Source organism: Mucilaginibacter sp. NFR10 (genome assembly GCF_900100445.1).
Classification (GTDB): Bacteria; Bacteroidota; Bacteroidia; order Sphingobacteriales; family Sphingobacteriaceae; genus Mucilaginibacter; species Mucilaginibacter rubeus.
Genome location: NZ_FMTV01000002.1, coordinates 548,202 through 573,076, shown reverse-complemented (window position 1 = coordinate 573,076; position 24,875 = coordinate 548,202). Strand labels below are relative to the sequence as shown.

Here is a 24,875-nt window from a genome sequence, read left to right as displayed (position 1 = left end):
AACCATAATTAAATTATCAATTTGGTTTAGATGATTGTATGATAACAGGTTTTACAAAAATCAATTAGTTGGCATAGATAATAAATGTTTAAACAACTTCAAAATATGTCAAAATCACCACTGGCTATAAAAAAGCCCGGCAGCTCAATTGCAAACCGGGCTTCTTGATTAACAGGGAGGTAATTCCATCTATTTCCAGCCACCCCCTAAAGCGCGGTAAAGGTTAACTATGGCTTGTAATTCCTGCAAATGATCGTTAACGCCGCTTAACTGGGCAGCAAGCAAGTTTTGTTCTGAAGTTAAAACATCGGTATAGTTAGTTGCCGAGCTGTAACGCAGCAACTCCTTGGTATAATCAACCGATTTTTCGAGCGCCTGCAACTGTTTAACCCTTGAACCTTGTTTTTCAATGGCGTTTTGATAGGAGAACAACGCGTTGGTTACCTCCTGCCCCGCCGTGAGTAATGATTTTTGATAAGCATAATAAGCTTCCTGTTGCTGGGCTTGTGCTGTTCTTAAACGCGCCCGGTTTTGACCTTTGTTAAAAATGGGCTGGGTAATGCCGCCAACAAAGTTGTAAAATATGGAATGATCAAAAAAGTTCTTCAACTGCAGGGTTGATAAACCGGCCTGCCCGGTAATGGTAAGCTGCGGATAAAAATAAGTACGTGCCAGGTTGGTATTTTCAAACGCGCTCCTGAAGGCAAACTCAGCTTCCTGCACATCCGGGCGGTTTTTTAAGAGCTGGGATGGGATGCCCGTTTTCAGGTCGGCTACGGGTTTCTGCTCGCTTAGCGTTGTACGTTTGATAGTGCCCGGGGCCCTTGCCAGCAAAATGCTTAATGCATTCTCGGCTTCGCGGATGCTTTGTTTAAGATCGGGGATGGTAACCTCGGCGGCATAACGGTTAGCTTCGCTTTGTACCACCGCCGCTCCGTTTACAACAGCCCCTTCCTTCAGGGCTTTTACGGTCTCTACATCTTTTACCCGTATGGTAAGGGTTTGCTGAGTGATAGCCAATTGCTCATCAAGCGCCAGCAGGTTATAATAAGCGTTTGCTATATCGGCTATGAGCTGGGTTTGAACCGCTCTTTTAGCAGCGTCACTTTGCAGCAATGATGCCAGCGCCGCTCTTTTCGAACTGCTTAATTTACCCCAGATATCGGCCTCCCAACTGGTACTCAAGGCTGCCTGGTAAGTAGTGGTTTTCAGGTTGAACGAGTTGGCAAACTCAGGCGGAAAATTTAAGCTTGCTGCTGATGTTTTTGCCCGCGTAACGGTTCCGCTTCCTTCCAGGCTTGGCAGATATGCCGCCTTGCTTTGGTTAAATGTTGCCTGCGCCTCGTTAATGCGCTGTACGGCAGTTTTTAAATCGAGGTTTTCACGTAGCCCCTCCTGGATCAGGTTTACCAGTACGGTATCAGAAAATAGCTGGCTTACCGGCATGCTGGCCATTGATGTGGTATCGCTGATAGTGGTATCGCGATACAACTTATCGGTATTTACTACCGGCTGCTGGTATTTTTTTGTAACACATGAGGCAAGTACCGCGGTTGCTGCCAGCGTAGCCAGTATTTGCCGTTTATATGAATGGATCATTTTTTTGCTTATTTATTGTTCTTAAAAATTTTGCGGTCAGGCTATCGTTTCGGTTTCAATTTCTATTTCTTTTCCGGCAGGTTTACCGCTTACGCGTTCCTGGAGCGACTGGAAGATGATGAACAGTACCGGGATCACAAACACACCGAATATGGTACCGATCAGCATCCCGCCTACAGCGCCTGTACCTATTGAGCGGTTACCTTCGGCACCTGCTCCTGATGCAATCATTAGCGGGACTAAGCCCAGTATAAATGCGAAAGATGTCATCAGAATAGGCCTTAAACGGGCAACCGAGCCATCAATAGCGGCCTGCACAATGCTTTCGCCGTTACGCCTGCGGGCTACCGCAAACTCAACTATCAGGATGGCATTTTTGGCTAACAGGCCGATGAGCATGATGAGGGTGATCTGCAAATAAATATTATTTTGGATGCCGAAAATCCTGGCGAAAATGAACGCGCCGGCCAAACCTATAGGCAGTGACAGTAATACAGCAAATGGCAGGATATAGCTCTCGTACTGCGCACTTAATAAGAAGTATACAAACACTAAACACAGCAGGAAAATAAAAATAGTTTGACTGCCGCTGGCAATCTCCTCGCGGGTAAGGCCCGAAAACTCGAATCCATAACCGGCAGGCAATGTCTTTGCGCCTACTTCCTGAATGGCTTTAATGGCATCGCCTGTGCTGAAGCCCGGTTTCGGAGCGCCGTTTACCGAAATAGAAGTAAACAGGTTAAAACGGTTAACTGATTCAGGGCCGTAAACCTTTTTCAGCGTAACAAACTCAGATATGGGCGCCATCGTATTATTGGCATTGCGCACATACATGTTGTTCAGGCTGCCGGTGGTACCCCTGTAAGCGGCATCTGCCTGGATCATTACACGGTATTGCTTGCCAAATTCGTTAAAGTTGGAGGCATAAACACCCCCAAAATATCCCTGTAAGGCGCTTAATACCGAGTTTACAGTAATACCGGCATCCTTACATTTAGCCACATTAACATCAACCAAAAACTGCGGGAAGTTGGTATTAAAAAACGTAGACGCATATTGAATTTCCGGACGCTGGTTTAATGCGCCCAGGAACTTGCCGTTTATTTCGGCAAATTTCACAATGTCGCCGCCGGTTTTGTCCTGCACCTGGAACTCGAAACCGCTGCTGTTACCAAAGCCTTGCAAAGTTGGCGGGGCAAAGAACAGGACGGTAGCACCTTTAATACCGGCTGTCATGCCAAATAGTTTACCGATAACGGTGTTCACATCAGATCCTTTGGCCGTGCGTTTGTCCCAGGGTTTCAGCTTAACCATGATTAAGCCATATGAGCCACCCGCGCCGCTCAGTATGCCTTGACCTGCAACCCTGATAGTCGACTCCACTTCGGGCAGGGACCTTACCATACCTGATACCTTGTCGATAACCTCGGTAGTACGCTCCAGTGACGCGGCAGGCGGCAATGAGATATCGCCAATAATAAAACCCTGATCTTCATTAGGCACAAAGCCCGATGGCGTTGTTTTTAGCAGGAACCAAAATATCAACCCAAAAACCGCAATGCCGGCAATCGAGAGCCATTTTTTGGCCGCAAGAAAGCTTACAGATTTTTTGTATTTGCGGGTAATTGTATCAAAACTGGTATTAAAGGCTGTATAAAATCTTTGTAACAGGCCTGTTTTATGATGCTCGCCTTCGGGATGCGGTTTCAATAACAGCGCGCACAATGCCGGGCTTAATGTTAAAGCGTTTACTGCAGATATAAAAATCGCGACAGCAAGCGTTAAACCAAACTGTTTATAAAACACCCCGGTTGAACCGGTAATGAACGTTACCGGGATAAACACGGCAGCCATTACCAAAGTGATGGATACTATAGCGCCGCTGATGTCATTCATGGCGCTGATTGTAGCCGCTTTTGCCGATTTAGCCCCATGATCAAGCTTGGCGTGTACGGCCTCAACCACCACAATGGCATCATCCACCACAATACCAATGGCCAGCACCATGGCAAATAGCGTAAGCAGGTTAATGGTAAAACCAAACAGTTGCAGAAAGAAAAAAGTACCCACAATAGCCACAGGCACCGCGATAGCCGGGATCAGCGTGGAACGGAAATCCTGAAGGAATACGAACACTACGATAAACACCAATACAAATGCTTCAATCAGGGTGTGCACAACTTTTTCTATCGAAGCATCTAAAAAGTCATTAACACTAAAAAGGGAAGTATAACTAATGCCCGCAGGGAACGTTTTCGACGCCGCCTCAATGGTCTGCTCGCAGTTTTTAATTAACTCATGCGCGTTTGAACCCGCGGTTTGATAAATGGCTATAGCTACCGCAGGTTTGCCATTCATGGTAGTAGCATTGGCGTAACTTTGCGCGCCAAGCTCAACCCGCGCTATATCTTTCAGGCGCAACAGCTGACCTTTGGTTGAGGAGCGGATAACGATGTTTTCAAACTCAGGCACACTGGTAAGCCTGCCTTTATATTTCAATACATACTGGAACGACTGGTTATCGTTCTCTCCTACTTTACCCGGCGCGGCCTCAATATTTTGCTCGGCCAGGGCATTGTTCACGTCATCGGGCACAAGGCCGTAGGTGGCCATTACATCGGGCTTTAACCAAATACGCATGGAATAATCCTGTATGCCAAATGAGGATGCATCACCTACACCGCTGATACGCTTGATCTGCGGCAGCACGTTAATGTTGGCGTAGTTCTGCAAAAATTTCTCGTCGTAGCTTTTATTATCGCTCGACAGGGAAAATACCATCACCATACTGCTTTGGCGTTTACTGGTGGTAACGCCTGCCTTGGTAACCTCGGCAGGGAGCAAACTGGTGGCTTTTGACACCCTATTCTGCACGTTTACCGCCGCCAGGTCGGGGTCGGTACCTTGTTTAAAATAAACAGTGATAACAGCGCTACCGTCATTACTTGCAGTAGAGGTCATGTAGGTCATATTCTCCACGCCGTTAATTTGCTCTTCGAGCGGTACGATAACACTTTTCATTACCACTTCGGCATTAGCGCCCTGGTATGATGCGGATACCTGCACGGTAGGCGGTGCTATATCGGGGTATTCTGATATGGGCAAGGTTGCAAGGCCCAGGATACCCAGTATGACTATAATTACCGATATTACGGTAGATAATACTGGTCTTTCAATGAATGTACGTAACATATTGTTTATGTTGATGCCGGGTAAAAAGGAATCCGGCCGGTGTTGTGAAAATTATTTTAGATCTTTATATACCACGGCGTTTTCCTGTACTTCCGGTTTGATAACCATACCGTCTTTTAAACTGCCTGCGCCATCGGTAACAATGGTATCACCTGCCTTAAGGCCCTCGGTAACTACATAATATTGGCCTGTGGTGAGGTCCATAACGCTCACTTCGGTATTTTTAACCGCTCCTTTACCGTCAACCACATACACAAAATGCTTTCCCTGCAGCTCATAAGCGGCCTTTTGAGGGATTAGCACGGCATCTTTTACAGTCTGGGGGATCTGTATAGTAGCACTTCCGCCGCTGCGGATCAGGCCAACAGGGTTAGGGAATGCTGCCCGGTAACTTGCCGATCCGGTTTCGGTATTAATTAAACCGCTGATGGTTTCCACTTTACCTTTTTCGGCATAGGTGCTGCCATCCGGCAATACCAGTGAAACAGGCGGCGTGTTAGCCAGCTTTTCATTCATGGTTTTTCCTTTTACCGTTCTCGAAAAATCAAGCAGCTGCTTTTCATTCAGCGCGAAGTAGGCATACACTTTACCAATATTGGATACTGTTGTTAATGGCTGCGCGGTTGAACCGGTGATGAGGCTACCTAATTTATAAGGAATGGCCCCTACCACGCCATCAACCGGGCTGGTTATTACCGTATAACCTAAATTGGTTTCGGCGTTTGCTAAACTGGCTTTTGCCTGAGCGAGGGTGGCCTTGCGGGCTTTTAATGTATACTCCGCCGATTCAAGCTCATAATGGCTGATGATATCTTTTTCAACCAACGGCCTGGTCTTGTTAACCTGCAGTTGGGCAGCGCTTACATCAGCTTCGGCACTGGCTATGGCCGCGGTCGCGGTGTTTACATCCTGGGCATATTGCGGCGCGCTGAGCTTAAAAAGCAGCTGGCCCTTTTTTACAACGCTGCCCTCGTCAATGTAGATCTTATCTACATAACCATCAACTTTAGGACGGATCTCTATATTCTGCTGCCCCTGGAGTGTGGCAGGGTATTCGTTGTTTAGCGTAGCGTCATGTAAACTGATTTTAAAAACCGGGTAGCTTTGCGGTGGTTGGGGAGCTCCCGCAGCCATGGCGCCGCCCTGGTTTTGGCTGCCGCCACATGACGACAATAAAATTAAGGCGACCCCAAAGCCGGTTAGCAGTTGAACTGTATTTTTCATAAATATAAACTTGTAGTTATTGGAGTGAATTGATATTGAAGACATTGTGATGTGTGTTAAATTATTTTGTTTGACGATTGCGTTAATCACCGGATAAATTTTTTACTGGAAAATCATTTTACAGATCATCTTCTTTCGCTCATTAATGAGGCAGGTATAACTTTCGTTGCTCAGGTTAAAGGCCTTTTTATATATGGGCCCCATGATAAGCGGGTATGACATCAGCGAAAACAGGTTCAGCACAAAATGCATGGGGTTCATCCGTTCAATATTACCTGCTTCCATTTCGGCGCCGATCTGCTCCATGAACTTATTGATATGATGCGGCCTGGCCTCGTTTGTGTACTTACAGATGTTTGAATTGATCTCGGTGATCAGGAAAGTTTCCTGGTAGGGATAATTGTTGGCCTCAGTTAAAAACAACTCTATAAAGCTTTCAACCTTGCTTTTAAACGGCATGTCGGATGCCATAACAGCGTCGAGACGGGTTGTTAAAGCAAGCATTGCTTCCTTAAACACCTGTTCAATTAAAACGTCCTTAGTGCGGAAATAGTAATTTAACAAGGTGCGGCTTACACCGGCCGCGTCGGCGATATCCTGGGTATTGGCATGGAGCCGGCCCTCGGCAAAAAAAATGTGTTTAGCGGTGTCCTTAATTAATTGTTCGGCACCTGTGTCCCTTATCGGCATAAACAAACCTGGCGTTTAACCGGGCACACTATTACGCCCGGCTGCATCAACAACTGATGACAGGGCAAAAGTGGCTCAATTATCGTTTTTGCAGAATGTTTAAAGGATGGCGCAATATGTCAAAAAGTCGTTTTCACTAAAAACATTGTAATGGAATGGTAATAATAATTACAGCGTTGCAACGATACTTATCATTTGCAATTAAAATTATAACGAATAGCGTAGTAACTACGCACCAATGAGATCGGACTGAGAAGAATTTCTCCAGGGAGGGCTATAGGCTTATAAAGGCGTTTGACGGTATTTACTGGGACTGGTACCGCATTGTTTTTTGAAAAACTTGCTAAAAAAGAACTGATCGGCAAAGTTGAGATAAGCAGCAATCTGGGCTATGGTTAACGAGGGGTCGTTAAGGGCGACTTTAGCTTCCAGGATCACAATCTCGTCAATGAACTCGCCCGCGGTTTTGCCAGTTATTTCCTTTACAGTTTGCGAAAGGTATTTAGGGGTGATATTCAGCATGGCAGCATAAGCCTGTACGCTTCTTTCTTCCTTAAAATGCTGCGGAAGGATTTTTAGAAACCGAAAAGTCAGTTCCTCCTTTCGTGTACCCTTTACTTCCGCTATTTTTTGTTGCTTTTGATATAGCGCGCCTATCTCATAAACAAAACCGGTAAAAATGCTTAGCACAACTTCATCCTGGAATGCCAGATCATTACGATTATCCATTTTACTTTCAAGGATTTTCATAATTGATATAAGATTATCGGCCGGCTCCTGATCAATAACCAGTAACGGATTTACCTGCGATGATAAAAAATCAAACGCTTCCACATTTTTTGTGTGGATACTGGTAGCAGATAGATAAGCCGAGGTAAATATGATCGAGGTAAGCCTGCAATCTGGCGAAACATTCAGAAACTGGCGAACGGTATTGGGCGCTACCATCAGGATGTTATTCTTTTTTAAGTTGTACTCCAAAAGGTTGGCATTAATTGATAGCTCACCTTCATGAACAAGCGTTAAAAAAAAATGGTCTGACCGGAAGGGATGCAAAATAGGCACCTCAATATCCCCCGGATTAAACGACATAATATGCAGGCCTTTATACTGATTGGTAACACCAAGCGGAGCAAGCAATTGCTCCATGGTATGCATCTGTACAGGTCGGATATCTTTCGGCATAGGGCAATAATAACTATTATTTGCACGAATTATTACGCCTCGTCCGGGCATTCGTGTATATCAGCTCATTGACGGGAACGAAATCCCCTTAATTTTTCTGAACAACTCAACCGCATACAGATCGGTCATGCCCGAAACAAAGTCAAGAACGGTCTGGATCTTTGAATAATCGTCATTGGCTTTGGTTAAAAACTGTTTAGGGATCAGTTCGATCAGTTTCTCGTGGTATTTTGAATTATTTTTTAAATAAGCAGGGACAAACTCTTCCAATAAACCACCCATTACCTTATAACCAGCAACTTCCTTTTGCACTACCGAACTATAGTTGTAGATCTTTTTTACAGAAACCTTTTCGATTGCTTTCATGGCAGACCGGAGCGGTTCTTCAATCGCATCCATCAGCGCCGAATTAAAATCACCGTTCATGATCTCTTCCTGTTTGTCATAAAACAGATTTGAACATTGGTTTACCAAAGTATTTATGGCTATTGCCCTCAAATAGCCAACTTTGGCATCTGTATCATCAAACTCTTCCAGTCGCTCTTCCATCCTGGGAATAGTACACAACGGTATTAGCAATGCTTTCACTTCCTCATAGGAGAGTATTTTAAGGCGATGGGCATCTTCCAGATCAACGACATTGTAGCAAATATCATCCGCAGCTTCAACCAGGTACACCAGGGGATGCCTTTTGTAAATAAGTTCATCGTCCTCTACCCTGATCAAACCCAAATCATTGGCTATCTTTTCAAAGTCCTGTTGCTCGGAAGCGAAAAATCCGTATTTCTTTCGGTAGATGATACCCTTTTTATGCCCGGCTACAGATGAACAGGGGTATTTTGCAATAGAAGCGATGGTTGAATAAGTCAATGCCAAACTCCCCCGGCCTTTACCGGCAAACGGATGCGTTAATAATCTCAGGGCATTGGCGTTACCTTCAAAATGCGTCAAATCTTCCCATTGCTGCGCGGTAACAGTGTCTTTGTAATCCTTACCTGCTCCTTCCGCAAAATAATGTGAAATGGCTGATTCGCCCGAATGACCAAAGGCGGGATTACCCAAATCATGGGCTAAGCAGGCGGCAGCCACCATATTACCGATCTCACTGATCAGCGGATATTTCCTTTCTACATCCGGATCTTCTTTAAGCATCCGGTTGAAATGCATCCGCCCTAACGAGCGGCCCACACTGGCTACCTCCAAACTATGCGTAAGCCGGTTATGTACAAAAATGCTTCCGGGCAAAGGGAATACCTGGGTTTTGTTCTGCAACCTCCTGAAGGGGGATGAAAAAATTATCCGGTCGTAATCCCGCTGAAACTCCGATCGTGCGTCGATATGGTTTGCAATATATTTATCCTCGTAACCCCAGCGTTTTGCCGATAAGAGTTGATCCCAGTTCATTATAGTTTGATGTATATAGAGCGGCAAAAGTAGCCATTATGCATGAAAGAAATAATAAGCTACACCACCTCAAAATGCTGCCTTAATTTCTCTTCTTCCAAATCAAGCAGATCCAATTGCTGCTTTACAATATCATCGCTGATGTTTTCTTTTTTATTCAGCGTAAGTAACAAGGTCCGCTGCTGTGCCATTACATCATTTAAAATTACGCGGTAATCATGATAAAAATTATCGGCGCGTTGTTCACTGCCATCTTTTTCCCAGTCTTTCAGCAGTTCCATATCGGCACTCAACCTTAACCTGAATGCCTTGATCATATCGTTGCCGTCTAATCTATCGGCATATTTATCTTCAAGTATTTGTAAAGCTAACCTCGATAACTTTTTCCTGACCAACTGCTTTTGCTGCTCCGGCGAAACGGTATAGTCGCGATCGGGCATATTTACAAACTTCACCAATAAGGGCAACGTAAGGCCCTGAACCACCAGTGTAAACATGATCACCACGAATGTGATAAACAAAATAAGGTTACGTTGAGGAAAGGCAGCGCCCGACGGTAAAAGCTCGGGGATACTCAAGGCAGCGGCAAGTGAAACCACACCCCGCATCCCTGCCCAACCCAGCAATAACGGCCCCTTCCAACCCGGGCTCGGATCGGCTGTAGTGATGTAACGGCTAATGAAAACGGTAAACACGGAAGCACCAAAAGTGCTGGCTAAACGGGCTACTATTAACACGCCTGTTATGATAAGGCTATAGTTTATAGCCGGTCGCAGCCCCTCGGGGCCAAGCGCCTTGATGATCACCGGAAATTCTAACCCTATCAGTATAAAAACGAAACCGTTTAAAACAAAGGCAACTGTTTCCCAAACGTTAACCCCCTGCAACCGGCTGCGGTAACTTAATATCACATGCCTTTGGGACGACAGGAACAATCCGCCGCTCACAACGGCCAGCACGCCCGAAAAATGGAACTCTTCGGCTACCATGTACATGGCATAAGGAGTAACAAACGTAAGGATAATATCAATATTAGCTGTTGTTGGCAGCCAGCGGTGTATGGCATAAAAAATCAAACCTACGGTCAATCCAATAACGATACCCATTACAATTACCAGTACAAAACTTAGCGTGGCTTGTCCTAATGCAAATTTGCCGGTAACAACCGCGGCAAGCGCAAACCTGAATATCACCAGGCTCGATGCATCGTTCATCAAACTTTCGCCCTCAACAATGGAAATAAAGCGTTTAGGTATTTTGATATTTTTAAGGATATTGCTTGCTGATACGGCGTCAGGTGGTGAAATTATCCCGCCGAGCAAAAAACCCAGGGGCAAGGTAAAACCTGCTATCAGGCTATTTGACACTACTGCAATTAAGCACGATGTTAAAATAACGATCAGAAACGCGAAGCTGGAGATCACCCTGCGCCATTTCCAAAAATCTTTCCAGGATGTGTTCCAGGCCGATTCATATAACAAAGGCGGCAGAAAAATAACAAAGATCAGATCGGGCTGTATTTCGATACCCTTTAAAAAAGGAACAAAACCAAGTGGCAAACCAACCAAAACAAGTAAAATGGGATAAGCTATTTTTATTTTTTGCCCCAGCATTACCACAAAAAGGATAACTATTAACAGGCAGGTACATTGAACAATAACGTGATGCAGCATGTAGCTAAAATACAATTATTCGTTGAGTAAAGCTTGCAAACTATATTATTAGGCAGTATTAAGGAAGCATGAACAAATAATCGTTTTTGCTGTTATGAAATCATTAAATAAAACTATCGAAGTAAAAATTGAGTTATAAAAAGATAAAATCCTAAAAAACAGCAACAAAAAATAAAAATAAAGTCATTTTATATCAAAAAAAATACAAACCTATTTCGATAGCTTCAAATATTTTAGTATTTTCGCAATCATGGCGCCGACGATAAAAAAAATATTCTTCGCATTATTTTTTTTCCAGCTTGCAATAGCTGTAGCCCCTGCTAACGCCGAATCAATTTTAACCCATTACAAAAAATCCGGCCAGGCTGCCGATTTAATTTCCCGTACCCATCAAAGGATCATCGGTCAAATTCAGCAGCAGGAGGTTCAGGATGATTCACCTGATTCAGATACTAACGAAGCTCATCATAACCGTACCATCATACGCTTTTTACCCAGCCGGGTAAATTATTCATCAGCACTAATGCCTGGTCAGCAGGCCTCACTTGCAGATGTTATATCATTAGTCGAAAAACGACAAAACCAGAATAAATCCATCAAAGGCTTTTTGCCTGCGTATTACAATTTCCTTTTCAGGCTCAGCCCGTTCTGATCCTTTTTCCGTTTCAGATGCCCTTTGCGGCAAATCCATGTTTTTATAAATCAAATTTTAACATTGGCTAACAGTACGTGATTAGCACTGCTATGCCTATAATCTATCCGGAAAAAAATGAAAAGGATCATCATTTATATACCCCTGCTGGCCATGGCTGCCGGTATACTTGTCACGGGTTGCTCATCAAAAGCTAAAACCAGTAACGAAGCTGCCGCTTCCGATACGCTTCAGCTGCCTGTACTTACGTTAAATACGCAGGATACCGTTCTTCAAAAATCATACGTTGCCGATATCCAGGCACAAAAAAACATCGAGATCCGTTCGCGTGTTCGCGGCTTCCTCGAAAAAATATACATCGATGAAGGAAAGCAGGTTAAAAAAGACCAGCTTTTATTTAAGCTTAACGACCAGGAATTTAAAGTAAACCTGTCAAAAGCTAAAGCCGCGTTAAGTAATGCCGTGGCCGCAGCCAAAGCAACCGAACTTGAGGTAGCAAGGGTTAAACTACTGGTTGACAAGAAAGTAATATCTAAGTCTGAACTGGAAGTTGCCGAATCAAAGATGAGTGCCGATCGGGCAACCATTGAAGAAGCACGCTCTATGGTACAAAGCGCCGAAGACCAACTGGCTTATACCTACATCCATGCGCCGTTTGATGGCATCATCGACAGGATCCCGCTTAAGTCGGGTAGTTTGATTGACGAAGGCACATTGCTTACCAGTCTTTCGGATATCAGCTCCATGTATGCTTATTTTAGCTTTCCTGAAAATGAATACCTGCAATACATCCGCAAAAAAGAATCGGCACCGGGCCAAACAAGTGATAAGGTTAAACTGGTATTAGCCGATGGACTGGACTTCCCCTACCAGGGCGAAATAGAAACTGTAGAAGCAGAAATTGAACAAAAAACAGGTTCTATCAACTTCAGGGCGAAGTTTCCTAACCCTAACAAGCTGTTAAGGCATGGCGCTACCGGTAAACTTTTTATCTCTACTAAAGCCGATAGCGTGATCATGGTGCCACAGCAGTCGGTGTTTGATATCCAGGATAAAAGTTACGTATACATAGTCGACAAGGATAATAAACTACATATGCAGGCCTTTTCGCCGCAAACTCGTTTTTCTACCTATTACATTGTAAAAGACGGCTTAAAGGCAGGCGACAGGATCTTGTACCAGGGAGCGCAGAACGTACGTGACGGCATGATCATTAAACCAAGGAAAATGGCAAAAGATTCGTTGCTGGCAATGAAATAATTATTGCCAAGGTTTCCTTTTTCCGGCTGCGTAAAACGCGCGGCACGGGTTTATTGTACACTTACCCTAACAAACTATGTTCGAAACTTTTATAAAGCGACCAGTGCTGTCGCTTGTTATCTCATTGATAATTACCATGCTGGGTGTGCTGGCGCTTATCACGCTGCCCGTTACCCAGTTTCCTGATATTGTGCCGCCATCGGTAACTGTAACCGCCAACTATACCGGTGCCAATGCCGAGGTATGCGCCAAGGCTGTGGCTACCCCGTTGGAGCGCGCTATTAACGGCGTGCCGGGGATGACCTACATGTCGACCGTTTGCAGTAACGATGGCTTAACGGTGATCCAGATCTACTTTAATGTTGGGGTTGACCCCGATCAGGCCGCGGTGAACGTTCAAAACCGCGTAGCCACCATTATTGACGAAATGCCGGAAGAGGTTATCAAAGCCGGTGTTACTACAGAAAAAGAAGTAAACAGTATGCTGATGTACCTGAACATCATGAGCCAGGACACCAGCATGGACGAAAAATTCATCTATAACTTCACCGATATCAACGTTTTACAGGAGCTTAAGCGAATTGATGGTGTAGGCCGTGCCGAGATCATGGGCGCCAAAGAATACTCCATGCGGGTATGGCTTAAGCCCGACAGGATGATGGCCTACAAGGTATCAACCGATGAGGTGATAGATGCCATCCGTGCCCAGAACGTTGAAGCCGCACCGGGTAAAACCGGCCAAAGCTCGGATAAAACCCCGCAGATGCTGCAATATGTATTGCGCTATCCGGGCAAATTCTTTGAGCCTAAACAATACGAAAATATTGTGATCCGCGCCGAGGAAGACGGATCGGTATTAAGATTGAAAGAAATTGCTGATGTTGAATTCGGTTCCCTAACCTACAGTATGGTTTCCAATACTGACGGCAAGCCTTCGGCATCAATCATGATAAAACAACGCCCCGGTTCTAATGCCCGCGAGGTGATCAATAACATTAAAACCCGCATGGCCGAGCTTAAAGAAAGTTCATTCCCTGCCGGGATGACCTTTAACGTAAACTATGATGTGTCCCGCTTTTTGGATGCATCCATACATGAAGTATTACGTACGCTGGTTGAGGCTTTTATCCTGGTTTTCATTGTAGTATTTATTTTCCTGCAGGATTTCCGGTCGACGTTAATTCCCGCCCTGGCCGTACCCGTAGCTCTCATCGGTTCACTGTTTTTTATGCAGATGCTGGGGTTCTCCATCAACCTGCTCACGCTCTTCGCATTGGTGTTAGCCATCGGTATTGTGGTAGATAACGCGATTGTAGTAGTTGAAGCCGTGCACGTAAAAATGACGGAGAACCACATGAACGCCATGGATGCTACCATCAGCGCCATGCGCGAGATCAGCGGAGCTATTGTGGCTATCACCTTGGTCATGTCGGCTGTGTTTGTTCCGGTCGCCTTTATGTCGGGACCTGTTGGCGTATTTTACCGGCAGTTTTCGCTTACGCTGGCTATTTCCATTGTGATATCGGGCGTCAATGCTTTAACGCTTACCCCTGCCCTTTGTGCTATCATGCTGAAACATAGCCCTGCTTCAAAAAAGAAAAGTTTGATGCAGCGCTTTTTTGGCGGTTTCAATAAACGGTATGATGGGTTGCAGAACAAGTATTCTACCTTCATGACTTACCTGTCGCCACGAAAGGGTATTACTTTGATATTGCTGGCGGGCTTCTTTATCCTTACCTGGGGAACCAGCGCTATTTTGCCAACGGGCTTTATCCCAACTGAAGACCAGGGTATGCTTTACGTGAACGTAACCACCCCGGCAGGTGCTACAGTTGAGCGTACCGAACAGGTGCTGAAAGAGATTGAAGCCAAAACCAAATCGATGAAATCTATCGAATCGGTTTCAACCCTTTCAGGTTACAGCTTGGTGAATGAGATTGCCGGCGCATCATACGGCATGGCCATGATCAACCTTAAACCATGGGATGAGCGCAGTGAATCATTGGATGATATTATTGCCGAACTAACCGCTAAAACGAAGAATATCGGCGATGCATCCATTCAGTTCTTCCCCCCGCCTACCGTACCGGGCTTTGGTAACGCAAGTGGTTTCGAGATAAGGGTACTTGATAAAAGCGGCCAGGGCGATTTGCAGAAAGCTGCCGATGTAACTAAAAACTTTGTAAATGCGCTGAACGCTTCACCGGAAATTGCCGGGGCATTTACCAGCTTCGATCCTAACTTCCCGCAGTATATGATCTCTGTCGATCAGCAAACGGCGGCCCAAAAGGGCATTACGATTGATAAAGCCATGTCGACCCTGCAAACATTGATGGGGAGTTTCTATGCTTCCAATTTTATCCGTTTCGGGCAGATGTACAAAGTGATGGTACAGGCCTCGCCCGAATACAGGTCGCGCCCGGAGGATGTACTTAACCTGCAGGTTAAGAACGATAAAGGCGAGATGGTACCTTTCTCCACCTTCATTAAAATGGAAAAAGTATTTGGCCCCGAACAACTTACCCGCTATAATATGTACACGTCGGCCATGGTTACCGGCGATGCAGACAAAGGCTTCAGCAGCGGCGATGCCATTAAAGCCATTGAACGTATTGCTGCCGAAAAACTGCCGAAAGGCTATGCCTTTGAATGGTCGGGTATGACGCGTGAGCAGATCCTATCCGGTAACCAGGCTATTTACATTTTTGTGATCTGTTTGATCTTTGTTTACCTGTTGCTGGCTGCCCAGTATGAAAGCTTTTTGCTGCCGCTTCCGGTTATCCTTTCATTGCCTACCGGTATTTTCGGCGCGTTTTTCTTTCTGAAAATCACGGGACTCGAAAACAACATTTATGCCCAGGTGGCACTGGTAATGCTTATCGGCTTGTTAGGTAAAAACGCCATCCTGATAGTTGAGTTTGCTATCCAGCGGCAAAAAGAAGGATTGAGCGTGCTAAAAGCCGCTATTGAAGGTGCAGTATCCCGTTTACGGCCAATCCTCATGACCTCGCTGGCATTCATTGCCGGTTTGATACCGCTTTGCGTAGCAAGTGGCGCCGGTGCAATGGGTAACCGGTCGATAGGTACCGCTGCTGCCGGAGGTATGCTGATGGGAACTATTTTCGGATTGATCCTTATTCCGGGTTTATATGTCATCTTCGCGGGTTTGGCCGAACGCAATAAAAAGCAAAAACCAGCCACAGAAGTAGCTCACCATGAGCTCGATATCGTTAATAATTAATCAAGATTTGCAATGCTAAAAAAAGCAATTTTCTATATACTCCATACAGCACTTTTGATGGTAATCATGACCGGCTGTAAAAGCTACAAACCGGTCACGGGCCAGGAAGTGGCCGCTGATCTGCCATCGTCATTCAATAACAGTACTGATACGGCAACAATTGCAGCCTTACCAATAGGCCAGTTTTTTGCCGATCAGAGGCTCGTTAACCTGATTGACACAGCCCTTAAAGCAAACCCTGATTTGTTAAGCGCCCTGCAAAGGGTTGAAGCCGCGCGGGCCAATCTACGGTTCAACGCCTCAAAGCTTTTACCTACCATAAACCTGGCCGCCAACGCAGGGGTTGAAAAATATGGTGATTATACCCAAAACGGCGTAGGTAATTACGACACCAATTTTTCAAATAACATCAATAGCGATCAGCATATCCCCAATCCTGTACCTAACTATTTCATGGGTTTTCAAAGCTCATGGGAGGTTGACCTTTGGGGTAAGCTAAACAACCAAAAAAAGGCCGCTTTTGCCCGTTTCATGGCCAGTCAAAGCGGATATCGCCTGGTAACAACCGCACTTACAGCCCAAATTGCAGGGCTCTATTACCAGTTACTGGCTTACGATACCGAATTAGGCATCATCAAAAAAAATATCAGGTTACAGGAACACGCCCTGGAGATCGTTAAAATCCAAAAACTGGGTGGCCGCGCTACGGAGTTGGCTGTTCAACAATTTGAGGCGCAGTTGGCCCGAACCAAAGGTTTGGAGTTTACCACCCGCCAGCAGATCACCGAAACCGAAAATCAGCTCCGCTTTTTAACCGGAAGTTATACCGGAACGGTAACACGGGATACTTCTATCATGAAAACGAAACTACCAGTGGTTGTTGGTACAGGAGTTCCATCGCAAATGCTGTTAAACAGGCCGGATATCCGCTCTGCCGAACTGGAGCTTACCGCCATGAACGCGGATATCAAAGCGGCAAGGGCTAACTTTTTCCCCACTTTAACTTTAACTCCCTATGTTGGCTATAATAGCTTCAGGGCAAACCTGTTATTCGATCCCGCTTCATTTACTTATGGTATTTTAGGAGGTATCACCGCCCCTGTTTTTAACCGCAAGGCTATCAAAGCAGAATATGAGCGGACTATAGCCGAGCAGAAAATAGCGGTTTACAATTATCAAAAAAGTATCCTTTCCGGTTTCCAGGAAGTGAAAAATAATTTGAGCGGGATAGAGAATTTTAACCGCGCTTTTGAATTTAAACAACAGGAGCTGCAATCGCTAAACAATGCCTTGTCTGTAGCCAACGATCTATACCTTGTTGGCCGGGCCAATTATTTAGAGATCATCACAGCCCAGCGCAGCGTACTTGACGCCGAGCTTGAACTGGCCGGTATTAAGCGGGATATTTTCTTAAGCTCGGTTAATTTATACCAGGCTGTGGGCGGTGGTTGGAGATAAATAGATAGATAACATTAATAGAAAAAGGGTACTTATTTAGGTACCTTTTTTGTTTCTATGGGTCATCAAAAGCGTGGAAATGTGCGATTCCCCTCTTGAGAGGTTGTAGGGCGTGTTTCAGCATTTTTGCTAAACACGCAGCAGAAACACCCTTGCCGTCGCTCTTTTCCTGCGCGCCGCCTCTCTGCCCACAAAATTGTTGCGTATAATCAGCAAGGCGTTTGTTTTGCCCCTCTGGGGCAAAGGATATTTCTATTTTTCAGCTACAAACCTTTTGCACCTCTGGTGCACCTGTTTTTAAGCGCGTCTAAAGTAATACCGGTCTGTTAAATAGTAAAAGTCCCCCAGAGGGGGAAAAGGTTTATAGAATAGCATCCTACCCTTATCCGAACCCCAGAGGGGTTCAACTAACCTGATTACTAAATTGGCAACAGCTATTTGACCATTATTTTGCGGGTGAGCTTAAACTTTCAGGGAGGGAATTGAAAAATACACGCCACACCCGTCACAAATCCGTTACACAAATCAAATTACATCGCAATAATATTAACCAGTAGTATATATTGCTTAATATAGTGGTTCCGGTGTTTACCAAACGAAGCACCGGTTGACTGACTAATACTTAAACAATTAACACAAATGATCAAACTTTTAAAGCATGCATTGATCACTCCATCAATTGCTGTACTGGCGTTTAACGCGGTTGCCCAAACCGCCGCGCAACCAAAGCTTATTGAAAAGGTTACCCGTAAGGGAACCGAGCTGGTGATCCCCTATGAAAAATATGTATTACCTAATGGCCTTACGGTTATTTTGGCCGAAGACCACTCCGATCCGCTGGTTCATGTGGATATCACCTATCACGTAGGTTCGGCGCGTGAGGAGATCGGTAAATCGGGCTTCGCTCACTTTTTTGAGCACATGATGTTTCAGGGATCAGATCATGTAGCCAATGGCGATCATTTTAAGATCATCACCGAAGCAGGCGGTACCCTAAACGGTTCAACTAACCGCGACCGTACCAACTATTATGAAACCGTACCCGCCAATCAACTGGAAAAAATGCTTTGGCTGGAGTCGGACAGGATGGGCTTCCTGCTCGATGCTGTCACCCAGCAAAAATTTGAGGTGCAGCGTGCAACCGTAAAAAACGAACGTGGGCAAAACTACGATAACCGCCCATACGGTTTAGTTAGCCAGTATGCTTCAAAAACACTTTATCCATACGGCCACCCCTATTCGTGGCTTACCATTGGCTATATTGAGGAGCTGAATAAAGTAGGCGTAAATGATCTTAAAAACTTTTTCCTGAGATGGTACGGCCCTAATAATGCCACGCTAACCATTGGCGGCGATCTTAACCCAAAACAAACCCTTGCCTGGGTGAGCAAATATTTTGGAGGGATCCCAAGAGGTCCTGTGGTAAAGAATATGTATTTACCTGCACCCGTATTAAAGGCCGACAGGTATGTATCCTACACGGATAATTACGCCAAGTTCCCCTTGTTGTCTGTAAGTTATCCCGGCGTAAAGATCTATGATAAAGACATGTCGCCTCTTGATGCTTTATCGGCCATCATCGGGCAGGGCCGTAACTCTATCTTTTACAAAAACTTTGTAAAAACCCGTAAGGCGGCACAGGCCACCATGAGTTCATCCAATACCGAACTGGCCGGTGAGATCAGCATGCGGGTTATACCTTTCCCGGGGCAAACTTTGGCTGATGCCAAGAAACTGGTAGACGAGTCATTAGCCGAGTTTGAGAAAAAAGGTGTAAGTGACGATGACTTGGCCCGCTTTAAAGCCACCGCCGAAGCCGATTACATCAACAGCTTATCGAGCGTAAGCGGTAAAGTATCTGAACTGGCACAGGCGCAAACTTTCACCGGTAACCCTAACCAGATCGGCCGCGAACTGGCTGCTATCCGGGCGGTAACCAAAGAGGATGTAATGCGCGTTTATAACCAGTACATTAAAGGTAAACCGGCGGTAATATTAAGCGTATTGCCTAAAGGCGGTAATCTGCAACCTGTAGCACCCGATAATTTTACTGTTGATACCACAGGCTACAAAGCCCCCGATTATGGTTATAATGGTTTAACCTATCACAAGCCTAAAGATAGTTTTGATCGTGCTGCAAAACCGGGCGTTGGCCCTAACCCGGCCATTAAAGTTCCGGCTATCTGGTCGGCCAATACATCAAATGGTATCAATATCATCGGCACGCAAAATAACGAGATCCCATCGGTATCCATGTCGATCTCTATTAAAGGCGGCGGCTTGTTTGCCATCAATGATCCATCAAAAGCAGGTTTGGCAGGTATTGTCGGCCGCATGATGAATGAAGAAACGCAGAAATACACTGCCGAAGATTTCAACTCCGAACTGGATAAACTGGGCAGCAGTATTACTTTTTATGCCAGTTTAGATCAGATTGATGCTGAGGTATCGTCGCTCACCAAAAACCTGGGCAAGACAATGTCCCTGCTCGAAGAAAGGTTATATCACCCTAAATTCACCCAGGATGCGCTCGACAGGATCAAGAAGCAAACTTTGGAAGGCTTTAAACAAGCTAAAACCCAACCTGCAGGCGTAGCCAGCACAGTTTACAGCAAAATCCTTTATGGTACCGATAACGTACGCACTTACGCTGCAGGCGGTAATGAAGAAACTGTTGCGGGTATAACGTTGCAGGATGTTCAGGACTATTACGATAAAAACTTTTCACCATCGTTAACCAAAATTGTTGTGGTAGGCGATGTTAGCGAGGCATCTGCAAAAAGCGCGCTCGCTTTCCTCAATACCTGGAAGGATAAAAAGGTGACCATCCCGGTTCCTGCTGAGGGTAAAACATTTGATAAAACCACTTTATACCTGGTTGATATCCCAGGCGCGGCACAGTCTGAGATCCGTATCGGGTATCTGGATAAACTAAACTATGATGCAACAGGCGATTATTATAAGCTGAACATAGCTAACTACATTTTAGGGGGCGCTTTCAACAGTCACATCAATCTTAACCTGCGTGAGAAAAAAGGCTGGACATATGGTGCCCGTTCATCTTTCAGTTCGGGTAAATATGGCGGCGACTTCACCGCTTCGGCCGGCGTATTGGCTACGGCTACCGATAGCTCGGTGGTTGAGTTTATGAAGGAGATCACCAACTACCAAAAAACCGGGATTACACCCGAAGAATTGAAGTTCACCCAAACTTCTATCGGCCAGAGTGATGCCCGCCGTTATGAAACCAACGCCCAAAAAGCGGCGTTTTTATCGCGCATCCAGGAGTACGGCCTTAAACCTACTTTTGTTGACGAGCAAAGCAAGATACTATCGACCATTACTCCCGCCGAGATCAATGGGCTTGCTTCAAAATACCTCAATCCCGACAACATGATCATTTTGGTTGTTGGCGATAAGGCAAGGATCTATCCGGGCCTGCAAAAACTGGGCTACCCGATTGTTGAGCTTGATGCTGATGGCAAGCCAAAGCAATAAATTAACTTAACAACAAGCGGATAAATCCCTTATACCCTAACCGGTATAAGGGATTTTTACTTAAAAAACCAATCCTTTACAGTTAAGCACCAACCCTGCCGGTGTTATTTATACCGCCGTTTTGCAACTGAAAAGTTACCATTCAAAACCTATTTACTAACATTGATTTAACCTAAATTGAATACACAAAGTTCAATTTTGAAAGGTTGATATAGTGCTTATGGCGACTGCCAAAGCCGGTGACAGTAATATTTAAATTTTAACTATTAGTGTGCAAACACTGCACCGGCCTTGTAAAGGCACAATAATATCCCAACAGGAGCATGTGAATGCGTATTCCTGTTTCTTTTAGTTCCCCTAAATCTTTCCGGTTTTAAAATTTACGCAGCGTAAACGCATTTGCTATGCATTGTATCTATCTATCATAAAAAACAACATTATGAAAATTAACAACCTACTTATTGGCCTGGGTTTAGCTTTAACCTTTGCCGGATGTTCCAAAGACCTTAAAAACTCGCCTACCCCGCCCAAAACCGGCGATACTACAGTAAACCCTCCTGCCCCGGTTCCTTATTCCATTACCGAAGGTTTTGAACAGGGAAGCAAAACCGCCTACGCGGCAGCCGATGTAACCCTAAGCACTGGAAGCTGGAATTTTAGCGATGCGCTGATAGGCAATCTCGCTGCCGACCTTAAAGATGGCAGTAAATCTGTAAGGCTCCGTACCGGGGATATCGCGATGAATTTTGATATCAAAGGTCTTACTACTTTATACATTAAACACGGTAAATATGGCAGCGATGCCACATCCACCTGGCAGTTGCTAATGTCGACAGACGGCGGGGCGAATTATACGCAGGTAGGTACCGATATTACTGAAACCAATACCACACTGGTAACCGACTCATTTAAAGTGAGCGTTACGGGTAAAGTTAGGTTTGAGATCAAAAAAGCAGGCACAACCCGCATCAATATTGATGATATTACCTTTAAGGGTACCGGCGATCCGGGCATTACCGTTGGCATACCAGATACGGGCGGCAGCGATACTACCGGCACATCAAATTCAGCAACACCGAGGGATGTTACTGCCGGCGCCGATGCGCCTCCTGTAAGCGGCGATAACAGCAACCTGCTTTTCGGTAACCCATCAAATGCCCTTTCAACACTGGCATCTAAGGATAACTACCTGATAGACCAGAAGTATTATGTAGAATCATACAACGCTACCAAAGGCGAACCAAACTGGGTAAGCTGGCACCTTGACGCGACCAATACCACCAATGCGACTGGCCGTTTGGATAATTTTGCCGGCTGGAGCGGGATCCCTGCCGGCTGGTACCAGGTGGAGAGCAACAGCTATTCGGGCAGCGGGTTCGACAGGGGGCATAACTGTCCCTCGGCCGATCGTACCAGTTCAGCCAACGCTAATTCCTCAACCTTCCTGATGACCAATATGATACCGCAGGCGCCTCAAAATAACCAGCAAACCTGGGCCAATCTTGAAAATTACCTGCGCGAACAAGTGGCGGCCGGCAATGAGGTTTACATAATTATGGGCAGCTATGGTACAGGGGGAACAGGCTCAAACGGGGCTGCCAGTACCATCAATAATGGCCACGTAAATGTACCGAGTAACGTTTGGAAAGTCGCCCTGATCATACCCAAAGGTGACGGCGACGTTGCGAGGGTTACCGCTTCAACCAGGGTTATCGCGATAAATACCCCTAATGTTAACACCATTAACTCCGACTGGACCAAGTACATAACAACTATCAAAGATATTGAAACAGCAACAGGTTATACCTTACTGTCGAACCTGCCAACTGCGGTTAGGACAGCGCTTGAAGTTAAGGTAGATACCGGAGCCTCGGGAACATAAGAAATTGGTAATTGAAAAAAGAAGCCGGGGGTATATAATATTTCCGGCTTTTTTATTGGCTTTTTCGCGGGTGTTCAATTTTTGAAAAAAGGGGTGTTCAACTTTCAGAAGCTCAATATCATAACACATTGACTATCAGCACCAAGATGTTCAAATTCCCTTATTGGGCGTTTCTTAATATTTATAAAACATTGATTATCAGTGGTTAAAATTTAGACAAAAACAACAAGTGTTCACACTTTTAAAAATTGAACACCTGGTGTTTGTCTTGCTAAATATTTAAATCCTGTGAACTCCAAAGGTGAAATGACAAAAGAGGCCTGTCAGTCTGAGCTTGTCGAAGACTCGCGCGCAGAAGCCGCGCCACCATGCTTCGACAAGCTACCCATGACATAATTAAATTAAGGATGCTCCCGTCAGCAGGTAAGCTTTGGGTGAAAGCGGGCAGAACAATGGTGGTCTTGAGCGCAGGAAGGGGCATAGCAAGTTTTTGCAGAAGCATTGGGAAAGCGCGAGCGTAGCGGGGCAAAATAATTGCAGCCCGTGGTTCTGCCCGTTTTGCAGGGCAAAGGCCCGCGCGACGGGCTGTGGAGTGGGTGAGCGCAAAGAAGCCTCCCTGCTGACTTGATTTTTTGGGTACTTTTGTATCAAGACAAAAGTACCTGGCCCCGCGCGGCCAAGAGCGCGACAATGCAAGTTCAATACCACTAAGCACCTTGTCTGCCGATAAAGGGATTGCTTCGTAACTCAGCAATGACGTGGAAGAGATGTCATTGCCTTCAGACTCCAGCGGATTTAAATCACTCAGGATGACCCTTACTTTATTTTGTCATGGGTATACTGATAGTACAGTGACCGGATCAATCCACTCCTTTTACATTCATTTTAAAGGTATAAACTGCCTTTGATGCGGTTATAAATAATACATCTTTGTTTTTTCCGCCAAAACAGATGTTGGCAGTCCATGGTTCATCGATATCGATGTGACCTATTTTTTCGCCTCTGGGATTAACAATGGTAACGCCTTTGCCGCACATATAAATATTGCCATGCTCATCTATCGTCATGCCATCGCAGCCCATAGCTATAAACAGGGTGCGGTTAGATAATGTACCATCTTTATTGATATCGTAACGATAGGTTTTGTTATCGCCGATATCGGCTACATACAAAGTCTTACCATCCGGTGTACCGATTATGCCATTAGGGCGTACAAACTTATCATCGACCATAACAGCCGGTGCTTTTCCTTTGGCCAGGAAGTATAATTTTTGTCCGTCAAGGTCGGGTTGTTTGCGGGTCCAGTAATCACGTTGATAGTAGGGATCGGTTATGTAGATGCCCCCGTCCGGGCGTACCCAAACATCATTGGGGCCGTTAAACTTATGCCCCTGATAATCTTTCAGCAAAATAGTAACCTTTCCTTTGGGGCTGATAGACCAAAGCTGATCATCGGCATCAGCACAGCTAATGAGGTTGCCTTTTTTATCAAAATACATCCCGTTTGAGCGGCCAGCACTATCCAGGAAAACAGAAAGCTTGCCATCGGTATGATATTTCCAGATCTTATTGTTGGGCTGATCGGTAAAAAACACATTGCCTTTTTTATCAACAGCGGGTCCTTCGGTAAAGGAGAATTGTTTGGCAACCAGTTGGGGTTTGGTATTGGGGTCGTACAAATTGGCATCGGTTTGTGCAAACACTTTAACAGAGAACGCCGATATCAATAAAATGAGGACAGAGACTTTTTTCATGGTTTACGGGATGTTATAATGGTTTTGCTAAAGTAATATGTTTTTGAGACCGATTATTTTAAAGGGGTAAAATATTTGATACAAGTGGTGGTTTTGTAGGATTGAAGAATAAACCCACCGGCTGCGCTTACCAATCACATTTTTGATTGGTGTGATAGCGTGA

At 45.2% G+C, this 24,875-nt stretch carries 14 protein-coding genes; 6 read left to right on the top strand and 8 right to left on the bottom strand.

The window, feature by feature from the left end; all coding sequences use genetic code 11:
• Positions 1–189 precede the first annotated feature (189 nt).
• From BLP33_RS10300 to BLP33_RS10270, 7 genes are all read right to left on the bottom strand, one after another.
• Positions 190–1,599, bottom strand: coding sequence for an efflux transporter outer membrane subunit (locus BLP33_RS10300; protein ID WP_090527198.1), 1,410 nt, complete (start codon positions 1,597–1,599; stop codon positions 190–192).
• 36 nt (positions 1,600–1,635) lie between these two features.
• On the bottom strand, positions 1,636–4,791 hold the full coding sequence (locus tag BLP33_RS10295; protein WP_090527196.1) for an efflux RND transporter permease subunit: 3,156 nt from the start codon (positions 4,789–4,791) through the stop codon (positions 1,636–1,638).
• 51 nt (positions 4,792–4,842) lie between these two features.
• Positions 4,843–6,015, bottom strand: a complete 1,173-nt coding sequence (locus BLP33_RS10290; RefSeq protein WP_090527193.1) for an efflux RND transporter periplasmic adaptor subunit — start codon at positions 6,013–6,015, stop codon at positions 4,843–4,845.
• A 102-nt stretch (positions 6,016–6,117) separates the two neighbouring features.
• Positions 6,118–6,705: a TetR/AcrR family transcriptional regulator gene (locus BLP33_RS10285; RefSeq protein ID WP_090527190.1), complete on the bottom strand. Its 588-nt coding sequence runs from the start codon at positions 6,703–6,705 to the stop codon at positions 6,118–6,120.
• A 282-nt stretch (positions 6,706–6,987) separates the two neighbouring features.
• A complete protein-coding gene (locus tag BLP33_RS10280) occupies positions 6,988–7,890 on the bottom strand; it encodes a helix-turn-helix domain-containing protein (protein ID WP_175489984.1) in 903 nt (300 codons plus the stop codon).
• Positions 7,891–7,950: 60 nt separating this feature from the next.
• The gene (locus tag BLP33_RS10275) at positions 7,951–9,294 is read right to left on the bottom strand and encodes a deoxyguanosinetriphosphate triphosphohydrolase (RefSeq protein ID WP_175489983.1); all 1,344 of its coding nucleotides are present in this window, start codon (positions 9,292–9,294) and stop codon (positions 7,951–7,953) included.
• A gap of 59 nt (positions 9,295–9,353) precedes the next feature.
• Positions 9,354–10,967: a Na+/H+ antiporter gene (locus tag BLP33_RS10270; protein WP_175489982.1), complete on the bottom strand. Its 1,614-nt coding sequence runs from the start codon at positions 10,965–10,967 to the stop codon at positions 9,354–9,356.
• Positions 10,968–11,217: 250 nt separating this feature from the next.
• Between BLP33_RS10270 and BLP33_RS10265 the strand changes: the two genes are divergently transcribed.
• The 6 genes from BLP33_RS10265 to BLP33_RS10240 all read left to right on the top strand — a co-directional run bounded on the left by BLP33_RS10265 (position 11,218) and on the right by BLP33_RS10240 (position 22,958).
• Positions 11,218–11,619: a hypothetical protein gene (locus BLP33_RS10265; RefSeq protein WP_090527185.1), complete on the top strand. Its 402-nt coding sequence runs from the start codon at positions 11,218–11,220 to the stop codon at positions 11,617–11,619.
• A gap of 117 nt (positions 11,620–11,736) precedes the next feature.
• Complete coding sequence (locus BLP33_RS10260) at positions 11,737–12,879, top strand: efflux RND transporter periplasmic adaptor subunit (protein WP_090527182.1); 1,143 nt, start codon at positions 11,737–11,739, stop codon at positions 12,877–12,879.
• A gap of 76 nt (positions 12,880–12,955) precedes the next feature.
• Positions 12,956–16,120, top strand: a complete 3,165-nt coding sequence (locus tag BLP33_RS10255) for an efflux RND transporter permease subunit (protein WP_090527178.1) — start codon at positions 12,956–12,958, stop codon at positions 16,118–16,120.
• A gap of 12 nt (positions 16,121–16,132) precedes the next feature.
• Positions 16,133–17,578, top strand: coding sequence for a TolC family protein (locus tag BLP33_RS27735; RefSeq protein ID WP_254780095.1), 1,446 nt, complete (start codon positions 16,133–16,135; stop codon positions 17,576–17,578).
• 639 nt (positions 17,579–18,217) lie between these two features.
• Complete coding sequence (locus BLP33_RS10245; protein ID WP_090527175.1) at positions 18,218–21,076, top strand: M16 family metallopeptidase; 2,859 nt, start codon at positions 18,218–18,220, stop codon at positions 21,074–21,076.
• A 439-nt stretch (positions 21,077–21,515) separates the two neighbouring features.
• On the top strand, positions 21,516–22,958 hold the full coding sequence (locus BLP33_RS10240) for a DNA/RNA non-specific endonuclease (RefSeq protein ID WP_090527172.1): 1,443 nt from the start codon (positions 21,516–21,518) through the stop codon (positions 22,956–22,958).
• A gap of 860 nt (positions 22,959–23,818) precedes the next feature.
• Here BLP33_RS10240 and BLP33_RS10230 read toward each other — a convergent pair.
• Complete coding sequence (locus BLP33_RS10230) at positions 23,819–24,712, bottom strand: SMP-30/gluconolactonase/LRE family protein (RefSeq protein WP_090527166.1); 894 nt, start codon at positions 24,710–24,712, stop codon at positions 23,819–23,821.
• Between the last annotated feature and the right edge of the window lie 163 nt (positions 24,713–24,875).